The sequence below is a fragment of the Streptomyces sp. NPDC058086 genome, assembly GCF_042885015.1.
Lineage (GTDB): Bacteria > Actinomycetota > Actinomycetes > Streptomycetales > Streptomycetaceae > Streptomyces.
Genome location: NZ_JBHVST010000004.1, coordinates 140,322 through 158,054, shown reverse-complemented (window position 1 = coordinate 158,054; position 17,733 = coordinate 140,322). Strand labels below are relative to the sequence as shown.

Genomic DNA, 17,733 nt, shown 5'->3' with positions numbered 1-17,733 from the left:
TCTCTGGAGAGTTCCATGACAGCGATCACCGATTCCGCAGCCGACGTCAAGGCGGTCTACGAGCAGGACGGCTGGTACCAGTCGCCGCACCGGCTCGACGATGCGGCGCTCGCCAAGCTGCGGACCAGTGTGGAGGCCATCAGCCGCCAGCAGCGGCCCGAGGTCGTCTACGAGAAGGACGGGTCCACCGTCCGGGCGCTCCACGGCTGCCACGAGTTCGACGAGGTCTGCGGTCGGCTGGTCCGGCTGCCCGCGCTGCTGGGCCTGGCCGAGGAACTGATCGGCGAACCCGTCTACGTCTACCAGTTCAAGGTCAACATGAAGCAGCCGCGGGAGGGCGCCGCCTGGCCGTGGCACCAGGACTACGCGTTCTGGAACCACGAGGACGGCATGCCCGACGACAAGGCCGTCAACATAGCGATCTTCCTCGACGACACCCACGAGCTCAACGGTCCGCTGAAGGTCGTGCTGGGCAGCCACCAGCTCGGCCTGATCGGCGAAGAGGAGCAGGAGGACGACCGCGAGCGCAGCCACGACTGGCGCAACCACGTCTCCGCCGACCTGGAGTACACCGTTCCCGACGAGGTCGCCGAGGAGCTGACCGAGAAGTTCGGCACCGCCCTCGCCGTGGGGCCGTCGGGCTCGGTCTGCGCCTTCCACCCGACCATCCTGCACTCCTCCTCGAACAACCGCTCCGACGACCGGCGCGCCATGTTGCTGGTGACCTACAACGCCGTCAGCAACGCCCCCAGCAACCCGGTCCGGCCCGAGTTCCTCGTCTCGCGGAACGCTGTCCCGCTCACGCCGGTCACTGACAACACGCTGTGACGGGCATCCCTTCTTCCCACTTCCTCTAGGAGATCGCTGATGGTTGCCCGCAAGGCGCCGGAACCGGTACCCGCCGCCTGGAACGACACCCGGCTCGCCGACTGGGTCCGAGGCGCGGTGCACTACCAATTCGCCGCCCAGGCGCAGCTCACCCCACACGCGGTCGCGGTCCGTTCGGTCGGCGGAGAGATATTGACGTACCGGCAGCTCGACGAGCACGCCAACCGCCTGGCCCACCACCTGATCGAGGACGGCGTGGGGCCGGAGGATCTGGTGGCGGTCCTCCAGGAGAAGACGCCCGACCTGATCGTCTCCATCCTGGCCGTGCTGAAGGCCGGTGCGGCCTACCTGCCGCTGCACCACGGGTACCCGGCCCAGCGCACGGAGGCGATCCTGGCTCGGGCCGGAGCGCGCGTCCTGCTGGCCGACCGGGCCATGGCCGCGCAGGGCCTGCCGCGGGCCGTGCCCTCCATCATCGTGGACGACTGCCCGCGCATTCTCCGGCATGCGACAACCGAGCCCGAAATCCCCGTTCACCCGGCCCAGCTGGCCTACGTGATGTTCACCTCCGGCTCCACCGGCGAGCCCAAGGGTGTGGCGATCGCGCACGGGGAGATCACCGAGTTCGCGTACGACCGGATGTTCGATCCGGCCCGGCACACCAGCGTGCTGATGGCCGCCCCCTACGCCTTCGACGGCTCCACCTACGAGCTGTGGGTGCCGCTGCTGCACGGCGGGCAGGTGGTACTGCCGCCGCCGGGCAAGGTGGATGTGCAGGTCTACGCCCGCGTGATCGCCGAGGAGGGCGTCACCGGAGTGCTGCTGACCGCCGGTCTCTTCCGGGTGATCGCGGAGGAGGCCCCGGAGTGCTTCGCCCGCGTGCAGGAGGTGATGACGGGCGGTGACGTCATCTCGCCGACGGCCGTCGAGCGCATTCATCGGGCCTGCCCGGACACCGTGGTGCGCGCCACGTACGGCCCGACCGAGACCACCCTGTTCGCGACCCAGGTCGCCCTGGCGCGCGACGTCTCCTTCGACGCCGGCGGAGTGCCGATGGGGCGCGGTCTGGACAACACCCGGCTGCATGTCCTCGACGACAAGCTGAACCCGGTCGGCATCGGGGAGGAGGGCTCGCTCTACATCGCCGGCGCGGGTCTTGCCCGCGGCTACCTGGGCCGGTCGGAGCTGACCGCCGAGCGGTTCCTCGCCAACCCCTTCGACGGGCCCGGCGAGCGCATGTACGCCACCGGCGACCGGGTGCGCTGGAACGAAGGGGGACTGCTGGAGTTCATCGGACGCAGTGACGACCAGGTCAAGATTCGCGGCTACCGCATCGAGCCGCGCGAGATCGAGCATGTGCTCGCCGAGGCCGGCGGGCTCGCGCAGGTGTCCGTGGTGGCCCGGCCCGGCGCGCAACCCGGCGACGAGAAGAGCCTGGTGGCCTATCTGGTCGCCGAGGGCGAACTGGACATGCAGGCGCTCAAGGAGCAGGCGGCCGCCCGACTGCCCGAGTACATGGTCCCGGCCGCCTACGTCCTGTTGGAGGTGCTGCCGCTGACCGACAACGGCAAGGTGGACTACCGGGCGCTGCCGCTGCCCGAGGCGTACTCCGATCCGGTCGGCCGAGGCCCGCGCACCCCACGCGAAGAGGTGCTGTGCCAGCTGTTCGCCGAGGTGCTGTCGGTGGAGTCGGTGAGCATCGACGACTCGTTCTTCGAGAAGGGCGGGCATTCGCTGCTCGCCACCCGGCTGGCCAGCCGGGTGCGGACCGTGCTCGGACTCGACCTGCCGATCCGGTACCTGCTCGAGGCCCCGACGGTGGCCGGCATCGTGGAACTCCTGGACGCCGACGGGGAGAGCGAGAGCGGACTGGGACCGGTACTGACCCTGCGCGGGGCCGGCCGCAAGGCGCCAGTCTTCTGCTTCCACCCGGGCGGCGGCCTGGCCTGGTGCTACTCGGCACTGCTGACGCACATTCCGCGCGGCCACCCCGTCTTCGGGGTCCAGGCGCAGGGCCTTGACGGCACAGAGGAACTGCCGCGCACGCTGGAGGAGATGGCCCAGACGTACGCGAAGCGCGTGCGGGAACTGCACCCTTCGGGTCCCTACGCGCTGGTCGGCTGGTCCTTCGGCGGGCTCGTGGCGCAGGCCGTCGCGGTGCAGCTCCAGCAGGACGGGCACGACGTGGCTCTGCTCGCGCTGCTCGACGCGGGCCGAGAGGACACCACAGTGAACCGCTCACCCGGCCAACGCGAGCTGCTCGCCCAGGTCTTCGAGGGGATCGACGCCTTCGCCGAGGAACCGGGGGAGGGGGAGCTGCCGCTGTCTCGCGTACGGGAGATCCTCGCGGAAGAGGGAAGTGTGCTGGCCGGCCTGGACGAGGACACGATCACTCACCTGATCACGATCACCGCGAACAATCTCAAGCTCGGCGACGAGTCCGTGCAGCAGCGTTTCCACGGCGATCTGCTCTTCTTCGAGCCGGAGGGCGACGCCACCGAGAGCAGGCGCCCTCGCGACTTCTGGACGGCCTGGATCACGGGCGAGATCGACGGCAGGACAGTGCCGTTCACCCACCGGGAGCTGCTGACCCCCCAGGCCCTCGAGGTGATCGGCCCCGTAGTGGCCCAGTCCTTGAAGGAGTTGACGTGACGCTCACCGAGCCGGGGGCCGCCGCCGGATCTGGCGACATCGACCTCGCCGGGGTCGACCTGTCGGACCCGCGGACCTTCTGGAGCCATGACATGGACGCCGTGTGGCGGCGCTTGCGAGACGAGCACCCGGTCCACCGCCACCCGGACACCCCGCAGGGCCGCGGATTCTGGGTTCTGTCGCGCTACGACGACGTCATGGCGATGTACAAGGACAGCCGGACCTTCCTGTCCGCCCCTGGCAACATGCTGGAGTCGCTGCAGAAGCCGCAGGGCGATCCCGCGGCCGGTGAGGTCCTCTTCATGGCGGATGCCCCGGACCACCAGCCGCTGCGCGCCATCCTGATGAAGTCGTTCACGCCGGCGATCCGGCAGTTCGTGGTGGAGCGCCTCGCGGCCCGTGTGGAGAAACTGATAACCGACCGGATCGGCACCGGTTCCTTCGACTTCGCTTCCGAAGTCGCCGAGGAGATCCCGATCTGGGTCATCTGTGACCTCCTCGGGTTTCCCGAGGAGGACCGGCCCCGGCTGCTGGAACTCAGCCGGTCCGCGCTGAGCGCGGATTCGACGGACCAGACACCCGAGGAACGCTGGGTGATCCGCAACGAACTGCTGGTCTACTGCTCGCAGATGCTGGACGAGAAGCGGGACGATCCATGCGACGACCTGCTCAGCCGGATGGCGTTCGCCGAGGTCGACGGTGAGCCGCTCACCGACCAGCAGATCATCCTCAACTGCTACGGCTTCCTGCTGGCAGGTGACCACACCAGCCGGCTGGCGATGATCGGGGCGATGGAGCAGTTCGGCCGCAGGCCCGACCACTTGGCCCGTCTCAAGGACGGGGCGGTGGACCCTGGTGCCGTGGTGGAGGAGGTGATCCGCTGGACGACCCCGGTGCAGCACGTGGGCCGAACCGCCGCCGCGGACGTGGAACTGCATGGCCGGCGCATCCGGCGCGGGGACATCGTCACGGCCTGGAACATCTCGGCCAATCGCGACGAGAGGGTTTTCGCGGATCCTGACACCTTCATTCCGGACCGGTCCCCGAACAAACATGTCGGACTGGGCAACGGACCGCATTTCTGTCTCGGTGCATTCCTGGGGCGGGCGGAAATCGGGGCCGTGCTGTCCACGCTGTGCAAAAACGTGACGGAGATTGAAATCACCGGTGCTCCGAAACCGATGTATTCGACCTTCCTGCGCGGTTATAGTGGTCTGGAGTTGGCGTTGCGCTGAGCGGTTGTGAACCGCCGCCCGAGAATTCCGCCCCGTCGGGGCCAGTCGACTTTCTTCCGGCGAGTCCGACAACATCGGTCCGCCTTTTCCCATCGCCTGCTCCGCTGGGTGGGTGCTGATCCACCGAACCAGTTGCTGGAGAGAAAATGACCGCAGTGCTGCCGAAGGTCGTCTCAGTCGGCACGGATGTGCCACCGGATTCGTACACCCAACAGGAGGTTCTGGACGTCTACCACGTCGAGGACCCGCGTATCAGGTCGGTGTTCCTCAGCGGCAGCATCGAGCGTCGCCATCTGCTGCTGCCCCCGCTGGAGCCGGATGGCTCCCGTCGGCTGGAAACCCAGGGCGAACTCCTTGGCAAGCACCGAGCCAACGGCATCGAGATGGGCGGCCGGGCGGTCGAGACCTGCCTGAAGCGGCTCGGCGCCACGGTGGCGGACGTCCGCTACCTGTGCGCGGTGACCTCGACCGGCCTGCTGACCCCGGGACTCACCGCCCGACTGCTGAAGGAGCTGGGCCTGCCGACCTCCACCTCTCGGCTGGACGTGGTCGGCATGGGCTGCAACGCGGGCCTCAACGCGCTGGCCGCGGTGTCCGGTTGGGCACACGCCCATCCCGGTGAGCTGGCCGTCATGGTGTGCGTGGAGACCTGCTCGGCGGCCTATGTGTTCGACGGCACCATGCGCACCTCCGTGGTCAACAGCCTCTTCGGAGACGGCGCCGCCGCCATCGGGGTGATCGCCGAGGAGGGCGAGGGCAGCGCCCAGGGCCCGGCCCTGCTGAAGTTCGCCAGCACGATGATGCCCGAGGCCATCGAGGCGATGCGCTACGACTGGGACGACGAGCACGGCAAGTTCAGCTTCTACCTGGACCGGGACGTGCCCTACGTGGTCGGAGCCAACGCCGAGGAAGTGGTGGACCGGCTGCTGGCCGGCACCGGCCTCAGGCGCTCGGACATCAGCCACTGGCTGGTCCACTCCGGCGGCAAGAAGGTCATCGACTCCGTGCGGGTCAACCTCGGGCTGACCGCCCACGACGTGCGTCACACCACCGGCGTGCTGCGGGACTACGGGAACCTGTCGAGCGGTTCGTTCCTGTTCTCCTACCAGCGACTCCTCGAAGAGGAACTGGCGCAGGCCGGCGAGTACGGGGTCCTGATGACCATGGGCCCCGGTTCCACCATCGAGACGGCTCTAGTGCAGTGGTAGGGAAGACAATGAGCGCGCAGACGCTGGAGAACCTGGAGAACACGGCCCCGGACCTCACCCCGGGCACCGTGGTGGTCGAACTGGACGCGAGCGCCTCGCTCGCGGAGCTGACCGAATTGGTCAACGGGGCCTGCGACCGTGCCGAGGACGGGTCGGAGCACGGCGCGCTCATCCTGCGGCTGACCGCCGGCACCGACGACGGCTGGCCCGCCGACCTGGTGGTCCACCAGGTCAACCGGTGGGAGCGGGCGGTACGCCGGATCGAGCGGCTCGGCGCGCTGACCATGACGGTCGCCGACGGCACCCTCACCGGTCCGCTGGTGGATGTCTTCCTCGCCGCCGACCACCGAATCGCCGGGACCCGCCTGCGGCTGGTCCTGCGCGACCGTGACGGGCTGCCCTGGCCGGGCATGACCCTGTACCGCCTCGCCCACCAGCTCGGCGTCGCCCGTGCCAGGCGTGTGCTGCTGGTTGCCTCGGTGGACGCGACCGAGGCCCACGCCGCGGGCCTGGCCGACGAGATCACCAGCGACCCGGACCGGCCGTGGGCCGCCCTGGCCGAACTCGCCCCGGCGCGTGGGCCCGAGTTTGCGGTGCGCCGACGACTGCTGCTGGAGGCGACGACCACCACCTTCGAGGAGGCGATAGGCCCCCACCTGGCCGCCTGCGACCGGGTGATCCGTCGCCGCGGCCAGGCCTTCCGGGAGGACTGACGATGCCGGTGACCATGGTGAACGCGCCAGGCCCGGCGCTGTGCGGGGTCCTGGAGGACGACGCCCTGACCCTGGCAGAGCATGTCGGTCGGGCCGAGGAGGAACTGGCCGGGCTGCCCCGACCCGGGCTGCGCGACGAAGACCGGCGACAGCTCGCCGCGTCCCTCGTCGACTCCTGCCGCCGGGCGCGTACGGCCTTCCTGTACCGGCACGCCCCGGCGGTCTACGACGCGCTCACCGATCGGCGCCGCAAGCCCCTGCGGCTGGCGGGGCTGGCCCGGGCCGCGGCCGAGCGGTTCCCCGGACTGGTGCCCACCGACGCCCAGATGGCCGAGGAAGCCACCCGGGCGCAGGCGGACAAGGAAGGGCGCGAGATCGACCAGGGGATCTTCTTCCGCGCCCTGCTCGCCGATCCTTCGGTCGGCGAGCACCTCATCGACAGCATGCTGGCGCCCACCCCTCGAGCCCTCGACCTGCTGAGCGACTTCCGCGCCGAGGGGCGCGTCGACCTCGGCTCGGTGCTGGTCGAACGGCGCGACGACGTGGCGCACCTGACGGTCAACAACCAGCACTGCCTGAACGCCGAGGACAACCGGCTGATCGACGACCTGGAGACCGCCGTCGACCTCGTGCTGCTCGACGATCAGATCAGCGTCGGCGTGGTGCGCGGTGGAGTGATGACCCACCCGCGCTACGTGGGGCGCCGGGTCTTCTGCGCCGGCATCAACCTCAAGGACCTGCACGCCGGCCGGATCTCCTTCGTGGACTTCCTGCTGCGCCGCGAACTCGGCTACATCAACAAGCTGATGCACGGTGTGCTGGTCGACGCGGCGCCCGACGCCTATCCGCAGCGCACCCTGCACAAGCCCTGGCTGGCCGCGGTCGACTCGTTCGCCATCGGCGGCGGAATGCAGCTGCTCCTCGTCTTCGACCACGTGATAGCCGCGGACGACGCCTTCCTCAGCCTGCCCGCGGCGCAGGAGGGCATCGTTCCCGGGCTCGGCAACTTCCGGCTGTCCCGCATGACCGGCGCCCGGCTGGCGCGCCGGGTGATCCTCGGCGGACGGCGGATCCGGGCCACCGACCCGGAGGCCACGCTGGTCTGCGACGAGGTGGTCGCGCCCGAGGCGATGGACGCCGCCGTCGAGAAGGCCACGCGGGAACTGGCCGCCCCGGCGGTGGTCGCCAACCGGATGATGCTCAACCTGGCCGACGAGTCCCGGGACGGACTGCGCCGCTACCTGGCCGAGTTCGCTCTGGTGCAGGCCCGCCGACTGTACGCGGCGGACGTCATGGCCAAGGTCGACCGGTTCTCCGCACCCTCTGTGCGGCAGTCGGCGGACGGGGAGCACGCCCCGTGACCCTCCTCGGCCAGGATCAACTGCACGCCTCGCTGACCGACCCCGTCCTCAGCTCGATCGGCTTCCTCAACGAAGTGATGACGCGCTTCCCCGAGGCGATCTCCTTCGCACCGGGCGCCCCGCACCTGGCCCATCTGATGGACACCGACCTCTCCCGCTACGTCGAGCTGTTCGGTGAACACCTGCATGCCGGCCGGGGCTTCGACACGCACCGGGTACGCAGGCTGCTCTACGAGTACGGGCCGGCCCGCGGGCTGATCAACGACCTGGTGGCCGAGGCGGTACGCGCCGACCACGGTATCGACGTGCCCGACCGCGCGGTGGTGATCACGGTCGGGGCGCAGGAGGCCATGCTGCTCACCCTGCGCGCGCTCTTCCGTGACCGCTCCGACGTACTCGCGGTGGTCGAGCCGTGCTTCGTCGGCATCCTCGGCGCCGCACGGCTGCTGGACATCGAGGTCGTCGCCGTCCCCGAACGCGCCGACGGGCCCGACCTGGACGCCCTGGGGGAGACCCGGGCCCGGCTCGCCGCGCAGGGCCGGCGGATCCGGGCGATGTATGTTGCTCCCGACCACGCCAACCCGTCAGGCACCGTGATGGACCTGGCCGCACGCCGCGCGCTGCTCGCGGCGGCGGACCGGTCCGAGCTGATGCTCATCGAGGACAACGCGTACTCCTTCACGGCGGCGCCGGGCACCGAACTCCCCTCGCTGAAGGCGATGCCGGGCGGCGAACGGGTCGTCCAGATCGGCACGTTCGCCAAGCTCTGCCTCCCTGGGGCGAGGGTCGGCTATGCCATCGCCGACCAACAAGTGACCGGCGCCGACGGTGCCGTCCGGTTGCTGTCCGACGACTTGGCGGCGCTGAAGAGCATGGTCACCGTCAACACGTCGCCTCTGTGCCAGGCGGTGATCGGAGGCATGCTGCTGGAGCAGGGCGGCTCGCTCGCCGCCCTCGGCCGTCGTCGCAGCACGCTGTACCGGCGCAATCTCGGTCTGCTGCTTCAGGCGCTGGACCGGCATGTGCCGCCCTTGCCCGACGTGCGGTGGAACCGTCCGGAGGGCGGGTTCTTCGTGCGGATGCAGTTGCCGGTCCCGGTCGACGAGGCGTTGCTGGAGCGCTCGGCGGCCAGGTTCGGGGTGCTGTGGACGCCGATGGCGCAGTTCTACCTCAGCGACGCCGGGGAGCGGGAGCTGCGCCTGTCGTGCAGCTACCTCGACCCCGAACAGATCGATCAGGGGGTGCGCCGACTCGCCGCCTTCCTGCGTGAGGTCGCCGCCCCGGTGGGCGCCGGGACCTGACCCATACCCAAAGACAACCAGCAGGAGTGAAGTTAGCGATGGCTCAGGTGCCCAACCCACAGGCGACGGTCCACCAGCGCTTCGCCGAACAGGCGCGCCGGACCCCGGACGCGATCGCCCTCACTTGCGGCAAGCAACGCTTGACCTATGCCGAAGTGGAGCGCCGGGCGAGCAGCCTGGCGCAACGGCTCCTTGCCCTCCGGGTCCGCCCGGAGGAGCCGGTGGCCCTGCTGATGGAGCGCTCCGCCGAGCTGGTGGTGTCGGTCCTGGGCGTGCTCAAGGCCGGCGCCTGCTATCTGCCCCTGCACGGTGCCGACCCCGCCGCACGCCACCGCACGGTGCTCGACGAGGCCGGCGCCCGCGTCCTGCTGGCCGACCGGGCCGTGCGCGAGCTCGACACCCGCGGCCTCGCCGTCCTGGACGCGGCCGAGGCGACCGCCGTACCCGAGGACGCAGCGCGGGCCGTGGAGCCGCAGGTCCCCTGCACCGACGGCCGGCTCGCGTACGTCATCTTCACCTCCGGCTCCACCGGCAACCCCAAGGGCGTCGCGGTCACCCACCGGGACGTGCTGGACCTGGTCGACGACGGCCTGTGGACGGGCGGACGCCACGAGCGGGTGCTGATGCTCGCGCCGCACGCCTTCGACGTCTCCACCTACGAACTCTGGGTCCCGCTGCTGCGCGGCGGACACCTAGTGCTGGCACCGCCGGAGGTGGACGTCGACACCCTGCGCTCGCTGATCACCACGCACCGGATCACCGGACTGCACCTGACCGCCGGTCTGTTCCGGGTGGTCGCCGAGGCGGCACCGGAGTGCTTCGCGACCGTGCGGGAGGTGATGACCGGCGGCGACGTGGTCTCCCCGGCGGCAGTGGCCCGCGTGCTCGAGACCTGCCCGGACACGGTGGTGCGTGCCATGTACGGGCCCACCGAGACCACCCTCTTCGCCACGCACCACCCCATGTCCGAACCGCCACGTGGCGACGTGCCGCTAGGCCGCCCCCTGGACGGCATGAGCGTCCACGTCCTCGACGAGAAGCTGGCACCGGTGGAGAGCGGGGAGGCGGGCGAGATCTATCTCGCGGGGCCGGGTGTCGCGCGTGGCTACCTCGGCCAGGCCGCGCTGACGTCCCAGCGGTTCGCGGCGGACCCGTTCGGCGCTCCCGGCAGTCGGATGTACAGGACCGGTGACCTGGGCCGCCGCAACGCCCAGGGCGAACTGGAGTTCCTCGGCCGGGTCGGCAATCAGGTCAAGGTGAGGGGCTTCCGGGTCGAACTCGGCGAGATCGAGACCGCGCTGGCCCGGGTGTCCGGCGCCGCCCAGGTGGTGGTGATCAGCCACGGTGAGGACACCAACGACCGGAACCTGGTGGCCTATCTGGTCCCCGGGCCGCGCGGCGGCGTGCCCGACGACGCCGAACTCGTCCGGCGCCTGGGCGAGACGCTGCCCGACTACATGGTGCCTTCCTCCTTCGTGCGTCTGCCCGCGCTGCCGCTGACGCCCAACGGCAAGGTGGACTACCGGGCGCTGCCCGAACCGGAGAGGACCGGTGGCGCAGGCGGTCCCGCACCGCGCGACGCTCGTGAGGAGCAGCTGGCCGGACTCTTCGCCGCGGCCCTGGGTGTGTATCGGGTGGGCATTCACGACGACTTCTTCGACCTCGGCGGCAGTTCTCTGGCCGCGACCCGTCTGATCAGCCGTATCCGTTCCGAACTCGGCGTCCGGCTGTCCATGCGTGACTTGCTGGACCGGCGCACGGTGGCCGCACTGTCCGCCGCCGTGGGCACCGACGAGAAATCCGACGCCGGCACCGAGGGGCTGCGCCCCCTGCTGAAGCTGCGCGCCCAGGGCAGCGGCGCCCCGCTCTTCTGCATCCACCCCGGCGGGGGCATGGCGTGGTGCTACGTGGGCCTGCTGCGCCACCTGCCCAAGGACATACCGGTCTACGGGCTTCAGGCACGCGGCCTGACAGGCCGTGAGCCGGTCGCGGCCGACATGGCCGAGTTGGTCGAGGACTACCTGGCGCAGATCCGCCGGATCCAGCCCGAAGGCCCCTACCGGCTGCTGGGCTGGTCCTTCGGCGGCAACGTCGCGCACATGATGGCTGCCCGGCTGCGCCGGGCGGGCGAGCGGGTGTCGCTGCTGGCCGTGCTGGACTCGAGCCACGGGGGCGCGCGCAGCGCACCTCGATCGCCGAGCCAGCGCGACACGCTCAAGCTGGCCTTCGACGGGCTGCCGACCTTCGACACCGAGCCGGGCACAGGGCCGATCCCCGCGGAACGGGTGCGGCAGATCCTGCGGGACGCCGACAGCCCGTTGGCCGGGATCGGCGCCCGCACGGTCGAGGCGATCACCGCCACGACCACCAACAACATCAGGATCAGTGACGCGGGCCGGCCCGAGCACTTCGACGGAGACCTGCTCTTCTTCGAGGCCACGGACGCGGCCGGGCGTTCGAGCGGACTGGCCGACGTGTGGCGCCCGTACACCGGCGGGACGATCACCCGGATTCAGGTCGAGGCCGAGCATCTGCGCCTGATGACCCCCGCCGCCCTGGAGCGGATCGGGCCGATCGCCGCCCGCCACCTCGCGCCGACCGTCTGAGGAGTCAGCAGCATGTCCACACCTGCAACCATCGTCGATACCGGGTTCGAGGACGAGACCGGCCGCGACCTGACCGATCCGGCCACCTTCGTCGGCCCGGACCTCGACGAGTTCTGGCAGCGGCTGCGGGCCGAGCGTCCGGTCGCCCGGCACCGGGCCACCGACTCCGCCCCCGCCTTCTGGGTGCTCAGCCGCTACGACGACGTCATGGCCGTGATGAAGGACGCGGAGCGGTTCGTCTCCCGGCACGGCAACATGCTCACCTCGCTGCTCAGCGGCGGCGACCCGGCGGGTGGCCGGCTGCTCGCGGTGATGGACGCTCCTCGGCACACGGCGTTGCGCACCACCCTGCTGAAGGCCTTCTCGCCCCGGGTGCTGCGGGGTGTGGTGGAGAAGGTGCGGTCACGCGCCGATGAGCGGATGGCGGCCGCGGTGGCCAAGGGTGACTGCGACTTCGCCGTCGAGGTGTCCGACCACGTGCCGATGGGCACGATCTGCGACCTGCTGGGCGTGCCCGACGGCGACCAGGCTGAACTGCTGCTGCTCAGCAAGCAGGCCCTCAGCTCCGACGAGGCCGGGCAGTCCGCCGAGGACGCCTGGCTGGCCCGCAACGAGATCCTGCTCTACTTCGCCGAACTCGCTGCACACCGCCGCTCGTCCCCGGGGGACGACCTGATCACCACGCTCGCCACCGTCGAGGTCGACGGCGCACCTCTCACCGAGGAGGAACTGGTTCTCAACTGCTACGGCCTGGTGCTGGCCGGCGACGAGACCAGTCGGCTGGCCGCCACCGGGACGGTGTGGAACCTCCTCCGACACCCCGACCAGTGGGCCGCGCTGAAGGAGGGCCGGGTGGAACTCGCCACCGCGGTCGAGGAGATCCTGCGCTGGACCAGCCCCGCCCTGCATGTGGGCCGTACGGCGGTGACCGACGTGCGGATCGGCGGCCGGACCGTCAAGGCCGGGGAGACCGTCACCGCCTGGAACGTCTCCGCCAACCGCGACGAATCCGTCTTCACCGACCCCTACCGCTTCGACCTGGCCCGCACCCCCAACCGGCACCTCACCTTCGGCTTCGGCCCGCACTTCTGTCTGGGCTCCTACCTGGGTCGGGCGGAGTTGACAGCGGTCCTGGAGGCGCTGCTGCGCCGTGTCGACTCGATCGAGTCGCTCGGTGCGCCCAAGCCGGTCTACTCGACGTTCCTCCAGGGCTACAGCAGCCTGCCGGTGCGTCTGCACACGGCCGAGGGCGGGGAGCGGTGACCGCGACGACCGCTCTCGACAACCACCCGGCGGGCGTCGTCGCGGGCCGCGGGCTGTTGCGTACGGCCCTGGTGATCGGCACCGGCCTGATCGGTACCTCGGTGGCACTGGCCCTGCTGGACGCCGGAGTCCGGGTCTACCTCAGCGACACCGATCCCGGCGCTGCCCGGACGGCGTCCGCGCTGGGCGCCGGCAGCCTGGACCGGCCCGGCACTCCGGTGGACCTCGCCGTGATCGCGGTGCCGCCGGCCCAGGTCGGCGCGGTGCTGGCCCGGGCCCAGGCGGACGGCGTGGCCCGCGCCTACACCGACGTGGCCAGCGTCAAGCGCCTCCCGCTCGGTGACGCGCTCCGGCTGGACTGCGACACCGCCCGGTACGTGGGCGGACACCCCATGGCCGGCCGTGAGCGCTCGGGGCCCTGCGCCGCGCGCGCCGACCTGTTCCGAGGCTGCTCCTGGGTGCTGACCCCGGACGCCCGCACGACGGAAGAGACGTCCGGGCTGGCACACGAGCTGGTCGCGCTGTGTGGTGCCGTCCCGGTGACCATGACGGCGAGGGCCCACGACGAGGCCGTGGCCCTGGTCTCGCACGCCCCGCACCTGCTGTCGTCCCTGATGGCGGCCCAACTGCCCGCAGTCGAAGGGTCCGTGACGGGCCTGGCCGGCCAGGGCCTGCGCGACATGGTGCGGATTGCCGGCGGCGACGCACTGCTGTGGTCGGACATCCTCTCGGCCAACGCACCGGCCGTGGCCGAGGTGCTGGAGGGCCTCCTGGTCGACCTGAGCGTCACACTGCGAGCCCTGCGCGCACTCGGCTCCGAGGGCCGCCGCGATGACTCCCTGGCCCAGCTGAACGAGCTGCTGGAGCGGGGTAGGACGGGGTACCGGCAGGTGCCCGCGAAGCCGCACACCGCTCCCGTGGTCACCGCCGGGCTCGACGTTGTGGTGGGCGACGAACCCGGCACCCTGGGCCGGCTGCTGGCCGAGGTCGGAGCGGCCGGAGTGAACGTCGAAGACCTGCAGATCGAGCACGACGCGCAGGGCACGGCCGGCACGGTCACGCTCACCGTCGACGTGCGCTCGGCACAGGCGCTGGCGCTGGCCCTTGGCCGTCAAGGCTGGTGCTGCGCCCTGCCCGGCCTGGAACTGCCCGACCCCGAAGCGTTCGGCTACCTCGCCCGCGCGGAACGGAAGCGAACCTCACCATGACAGATCGACCCAGGAACTCCAGGCAGGGCAGCCTGCACCGCGGACGCGTGCTGCGTACCGAGTGGATCAGCCCGCACATGATCCGCGTGGTCCTCGGCGGCGAAGGCCTGGCGGACTTCTCGGTACGAGGATGCACCGACCACTACATCAAGCTGCACTTCCCGCGTCCCGGGGTCGTCTACCCGCAGCCGTTCGACCCGGCGGCGGCACGCGCCACGCTGCCACGCCAGCAGTGGCCGGTGACCCGCACGTACACGGTTCGGCACTGGGACGCGCCCGCTCGCGAACTGAGTGTGGACTTCGTCCATCACGGCGCCGAGGGCGTGGCCGGCCCGTGGGCGGCCGGCGCCCGCCTGGGAGACCTGCTCCACTTCAGCGGCCCCGGAGGCGGCTATGCCCCCGCGCCCGACGCGGACTGGCACCTGCTGGCCGGTGACGAGAGCGCGCTGCCGGCGATCGCCGCGGCCCTGGAGGCGATGCCCGCCGAGGCCCGTGGCACCGCCTTCGTGGAAGTGGCCGACGCGGCCGAGGAAGTGGACATCAAGACCCGGGCGGCGGCGGACATCGTCTGGCTGCACCGGGGCGACGCACCGGTGGGCGAGCGGCTCACCGCGGCGGTGATCGCCGCCGAGTTCGGGCCGGGCACCGTACAGGCCTTCGTCCACGGCGAGGCGAACTTCGTCAAGACACTGCGCGGCCATCTGCTGGGTGAACGCGGCTTGGACCGCGCCCGGACGTCGATCTCCGGGTACTGGCGCCGAGGGGCCGACGAAGACGGCTGGCAGGCAACCAAACACGAATGGAACTGATCCGATGACCGTTGTCGAAACGGCCCGCCTGCTCATGGCACTGGCCCTCGTCTGCATAGCGGCGCACAGCTGCGGCCACCTCTTCGTCCGGCTGAAGCAGCCGCCCGTGATCGGTGAGATCGTGGGCGGCATCCTGCTCGGCCCCTCCCTGCTGGGCCTGTTCGCACCCGGTGCGGAGAAGTGGCTGTTCCCCCGGTCCGGGCCGGTGTCGTCCGCGTTGGACGCGATCTACCAGTTGGGCCAGCTGCTCCTGATGTTCCTGGCCGGCGCCGAACTGCGCATGCGGGTCGGTGGCCGGGAGCGGCGCACCAGCGTGCTCGTCGGGGCGGCCGGTCTGCTGGTGCCCTTCGCGATCGGTGCGGTGATCGCCGGGCTGCATCCCGCGCGTTTCACGGGCCAGGCCGGCACCACGGTGACCACTGTGCTGGTGGTGGGCCTGGCGATGGCGGTGGCGGCCATCCCGGTGATCTCCCGCATCATGATGGACCTGGGCATCCTGGACGCGTCCTTCGGCCGGATCGTGCTCGCGGTGGCGGTGATCGAGGACGTCATCCTCTACATCGTCCTCGCCATCGCCCTGGGCCTTGCCCACTCCGGGGACTCCGCAGGCTTGTGGCCGGCGGTGGGCAGCTCAGCCGTGGTGCCGTCGGTGGCGTACTACACCGTCGTCAGCGCCCTGTTCTTCGCCCTCGCTCTGTTCGCGGGCCCGCGCGCGTTCCGGTGGCTGGCCGAGCACCGCTGGAACCCCGTCGCCCGCCAGAGCCCGGTCGCATTCCGGTTGGTCTTCCTGTGCTTCATGGTGCTGTGCTGCATGGGGCTCGGCGTCAACGCGGTGTTCGGGGCGCTGGCGGCCGGCATGTGCGTGGTGCGTGGTGACCTGACGACGGGTGAGGCGGCGGCCGACGCGCGCGGTGCGCAGGTGTGGGGCGCCATCCGGCAGTTCTCGATGGCCTTCTTCGTGCCCGTCTTCTTCGCTCTGGTCGGGGTCCGGCTCGACCTGGCGCACAGCTTCGACCCCTGGTTCTTCCTGTGGTTCCTGGTGGTCGCCTGCGGCGCCAAGGCCCTCAGCATCTGGGGCGCGGCTCTGCTGGCCGGCGAGAGCCGGGTGGTCGCGGGTTCGCTGGCGGTTGCGCTGAACGCGCGCGGCACGGTGGGCGTGGTGCTGGCCGGGGTGACCTACCGGGCGCAGCTCATCAACGAGACGTTCTTCGTGGTGCTGGTCCTGGTCTCGCTGGTGACCTCCCAGCTCGCCGGTGCCGCGCTGGCCCGCACCGCACCGGGGCTGCGGCCCTCGCGCGAGACCGGTCCGGCGCAGGTGGAGGTCGGGTGACCGGACCCGGCACGCTGCGCCGGCTCGTGGCGGCCCATCTGCTGGGCAGCGTCGGATTCGGACTGTACGCGTCGGGCAGTGCCGTCTACTTCACCCGCCAGGTCGGCCTGCCGGTCACCCAGGTCGGCACCGGTCTCACTGTGGCCGGCCTGGTCTGGCTGCCGCTGTCGCTGTCCATCGGACGGCTCTGCGACCGGATCGGTGCCCGCCGGGCCACCGTCGGACTTGGCTGTGCCCAGGTGTTGTTGCTGGTGGCGGCCACCGAGGTGCACAGCCTGTGGACGTTCCTGGTGCTGGCTGCACTGCTGGGCATCTGCGTGCAGGGCGGCTGGATCTGCCGGGAGGCGTTGGTCGCCGACCTGGTCGACTCGGCCGCCCGGGTCAACTCCTCCGCCCGGCTGCGCAGCGTCTTCAACATCGGCGTCATCGCGGGCGCCCTGGGGTGCGGCCTGGCGCTGTCCCTGGACAGTGCTCCGGGCTACCTGGGGCTGATCCTGGGCAGCGCGCTGGCCGAGGCGGCGGCCACCGCCTGCTGCGTGGGCCTGCCGGACCGGTCGTGCGGACCGGCCGTACGGGAGGACACGGTCAGGCTCCGGCAAGCCCTGCGCGACCTGCCCTACCTCGCGCTCTCTCTGCTGTACGGCCTGCTCGCGGTCGGCGACATCGTGCTGCGGGTCGGCATCCCTCTGTGGGTCGTGGCGCACGCCGGCCTGCCCAAGGGACTGGGAGCCTGGCTGTACGGCCTCAACGCCGTCCTGGTGGTGGGCCTCCAGGTGCGGTTGAGCCGGGGCGCGGAGAGCTTCACAGGGACCCGGCGCCTGCTGGTCCTCTCCGGTGCGGCGGCGGCCGGCTCCTGCGCGGCCGTGGCCGTGAGCGGCACGGGCGGTGCGCTGTCCGGCACAGCCGCCCTGGTAGCGGCTGTCCTGCTGCTGTCGCTGGCCGAACTGTGGAGCTCGGCGGCCGGTTGGAAACTGCGCTTCGACCTCGCGCCAGCCCGAGCGCAGGGCACCTGGGGTGGACTGTTCGCGCTGGGCAGCTCCGTCAACCTGGTGCTGGGCCCGGCCGCGGTCACCCTCCTCGTCTCGCACTACGGCGCCGCCGGTTGGCTGCTGCTCGGCCTGGGGTTCCTCGGCGTGACGACGTTCTGCGCGCCCGCCCTGGCCTGGGCCCTGCGCACCCGCTCCGGCGAACCGGCTGCCCTCTCCCACTGATCTGGTGA

13 protein-coding genes are annotated in these 17,733 nt (G+C 71.0%); all 13 read left to right on the top strand.

The window, feature by feature from the left end; all coding sequences use genetic code 11:
- Positions 1-15 precede the first annotated feature (15 nt).
- The gene (locus ACFVWD_RS04805) at positions 16-828 is read left to right on the top strand and encodes a phytanoyl-CoA dioxygenase family protein (RefSeq protein WP_389593967.1); all 813 of its coding nucleotides are present in this window, start codon (positions 16-18) and stop codon (positions 826-828) included.
- Positions 829-867: 39 nt separating this feature from the next.
- Entirely contained in the window at positions 868-3,480 is a 2,613-nt protein-coding gene (locus ACFVWD_RS04800) for an amino acid adenylation domain-containing protein (RefSeq protein ID WP_389593966.1), read from the top strand.
- The gene (locus ACFVWD_RS04795) at positions 3,477-4,715 is read left to right on the top strand and encodes a cytochrome P450 (RefSeq protein ID WP_389593965.1); all 1,239 of its coding nucleotides are present in this window, start codon (positions 3,477-3,479) and stop codon (positions 4,713-4,715) included. The genes ACFVWD_RS04800 and ACFVWD_RS04795 overlap by 4 nt, the downstream gene beginning before the upstream one ends.
- Before the next feature lie 146 nt (positions 4,716-4,861).
- Entirely contained in the window at positions 4,862-5,923 is a 1,062-nt protein-coding gene (gene dpgA / locus ACFVWD_RS04790) for a 3,5-dihydroxyphenylacetyl-CoA synthase DpgA (RefSeq protein WP_389593964.1), read from the top strand.
- A gap of 8 nt (positions 5,924-5,931) precedes the next feature.
- Positions 5,932-6,636: an enoyl-CoA-hydratase DpgB gene (gene dpgB / locus ACFVWD_RS04785; protein WP_389593963.1), complete on the top strand. Its 705-nt coding sequence runs from the start codon at positions 5,932-5,934 to the stop codon at positions 6,634-6,636.
- A gap of 2 nt (positions 6,637-6,638) precedes the next feature.
- Positions 6,639-7,997, top strand: coding sequence for a (3,5-dihydroxyphenyl)acetyl-CoA 1,2-dioxygenase DpgC (gene dpgC, locus ACFVWD_RS04780; protein ID WP_389593962.1), 1,359 nt, complete (start codon positions 6,639-6,641; stop codon positions 7,995-7,997).
- The gene (locus tag ACFVWD_RS04775) at positions 7,994-9,298 is read left to right on the top strand and encodes a PLP-dependent aminotransferase family protein (protein WP_389593961.1); all 1,305 of its coding nucleotides are present in this window, start codon (positions 7,994-7,996) and stop codon (positions 9,296-9,298) included. Before dpgC ends, ACFVWD_RS04775 begins: the two co-directional genes overlap by 4 nt.
- 38 nt (positions 9,299-9,336) lie before the next feature.
- Positions 9,337-11,904, top strand: coding sequence for an amino acid adenylation domain-containing protein (locus ACFVWD_RS04770; RefSeq protein ID WP_389593960.1), 2,568 nt, complete (start codon positions 9,337-9,339; stop codon positions 11,902-11,904).
- A 12-nt stretch (positions 11,905-11,916) separates the two neighbouring features.
- Positions 11,917-13,167, top strand: coding sequence for a cytochrome P450 (locus ACFVWD_RS04765; RefSeq protein ID WP_389593959.1), 1,251 nt, complete (start codon positions 11,917-11,919; stop codon positions 13,165-13,167).
- Positions 13,168-13,223: 56 nt separating this feature from the next.
- Positions 13,224-14,375 (top strand): prephenate dehydrogenase, encoded by a 1,152-nt coding sequence (locus ACFVWD_RS04760; RefSeq protein ID WP_389594047.1) that lies wholly within the window; start codon positions 13,224-13,226, stop codon positions 14,373-14,375.
- The gene (locus ACFVWD_RS04755) at positions 14,372-15,184 is read left to right on the top strand and encodes a siderophore-interacting protein (protein WP_389593958.1); all 813 of its coding nucleotides are present in this window, start codon (positions 14,372-14,374) and stop codon (positions 15,182-15,184) included. Before ACFVWD_RS04760 ends, ACFVWD_RS04755 begins: the two co-directional genes overlap by 4 nt.
- A 4-nt stretch (positions 15,185-15,188) precedes the next feature.
- On the top strand, positions 15,189-16,514 hold the full coding sequence (locus tag ACFVWD_RS04750) for a cation:proton antiporter (protein WP_389593957.1): 1,326 nt from the start codon (positions 15,189-15,191) through the stop codon (positions 16,512-16,514).
- Positions 16,511-17,725 (top strand): MFS transporter, encoded by a 1,215-nt coding sequence (locus ACFVWD_RS04745; RefSeq protein WP_389593956.1) that lies wholly within the window; start codon positions 16,511-16,513, stop codon positions 17,723-17,725. The genes ACFVWD_RS04750 and ACFVWD_RS04745 overlap by 4 nt, the downstream gene beginning before the upstream one ends.
- The last annotated feature ends 8 nt before the right edge of the window (positions 17,726-17,733 follow it).

Coding starts and splice junctions, on each gene's coding strand:
- dpgB (WP_389593963.1), top strand. CDS start 5,932: ATGAGCGCGCAGACGCTGGAGAACCTGGAGAACACGGCCCCGGACCTC.
- ACFVWD_RS04805 (WP_389593967.1), top strand. CDS start 16: ATGACAGCGATCACCGATTCCGCAGCCGACGTCAAGGCGGTCTACGAG.
- dpgA (WP_389593964.1), top strand. CDS start 4,862: ATGACCGCAGTGCTGCCGAAGGTCGTCTCAGTCGGCACGGATGTGCCA.
- dpgC (WP_389593962.1), top strand. CDS start 6,639: ATGCCGGTGACCATGGTGAACGCGCCAGGCCCGGCGCTGTGCGGGGTC.
- ACFVWD_RS04750 (WP_389593957.1), top strand. CDS start 15,189: ATGACCGTTGTCGAAACGGCCCGCCTGCTCATGGCACTGGCCCTCGTC.
- ACFVWD_RS04770 (WP_389593960.1), top strand. CDS start 9,337: ATGGCTCAGGTGCCCAACCCACAGGCGACGGTCCACCAGCGCTTCGCC.
- ACFVWD_RS04800 (WP_389593966.1), top strand. CDS start 868: ATGGTTGCCCGCAAGGCGCCGGAACCGGTACCCGCCGCCTGGAACGAC.
- ACFVWD_RS04755 (WP_389593958.1), top strand. CDS start 14,372: ATGACAGATCGACCCAGGAACTCCAGGCAGGGCAGCCTGCACCGCGGA.
- ACFVWD_RS04765 (WP_389593959.1), top strand. CDS start 11,917: ATGTCCACACCTGCAACCATCGTCGATACCGGGTTCGAGGACGAGACC.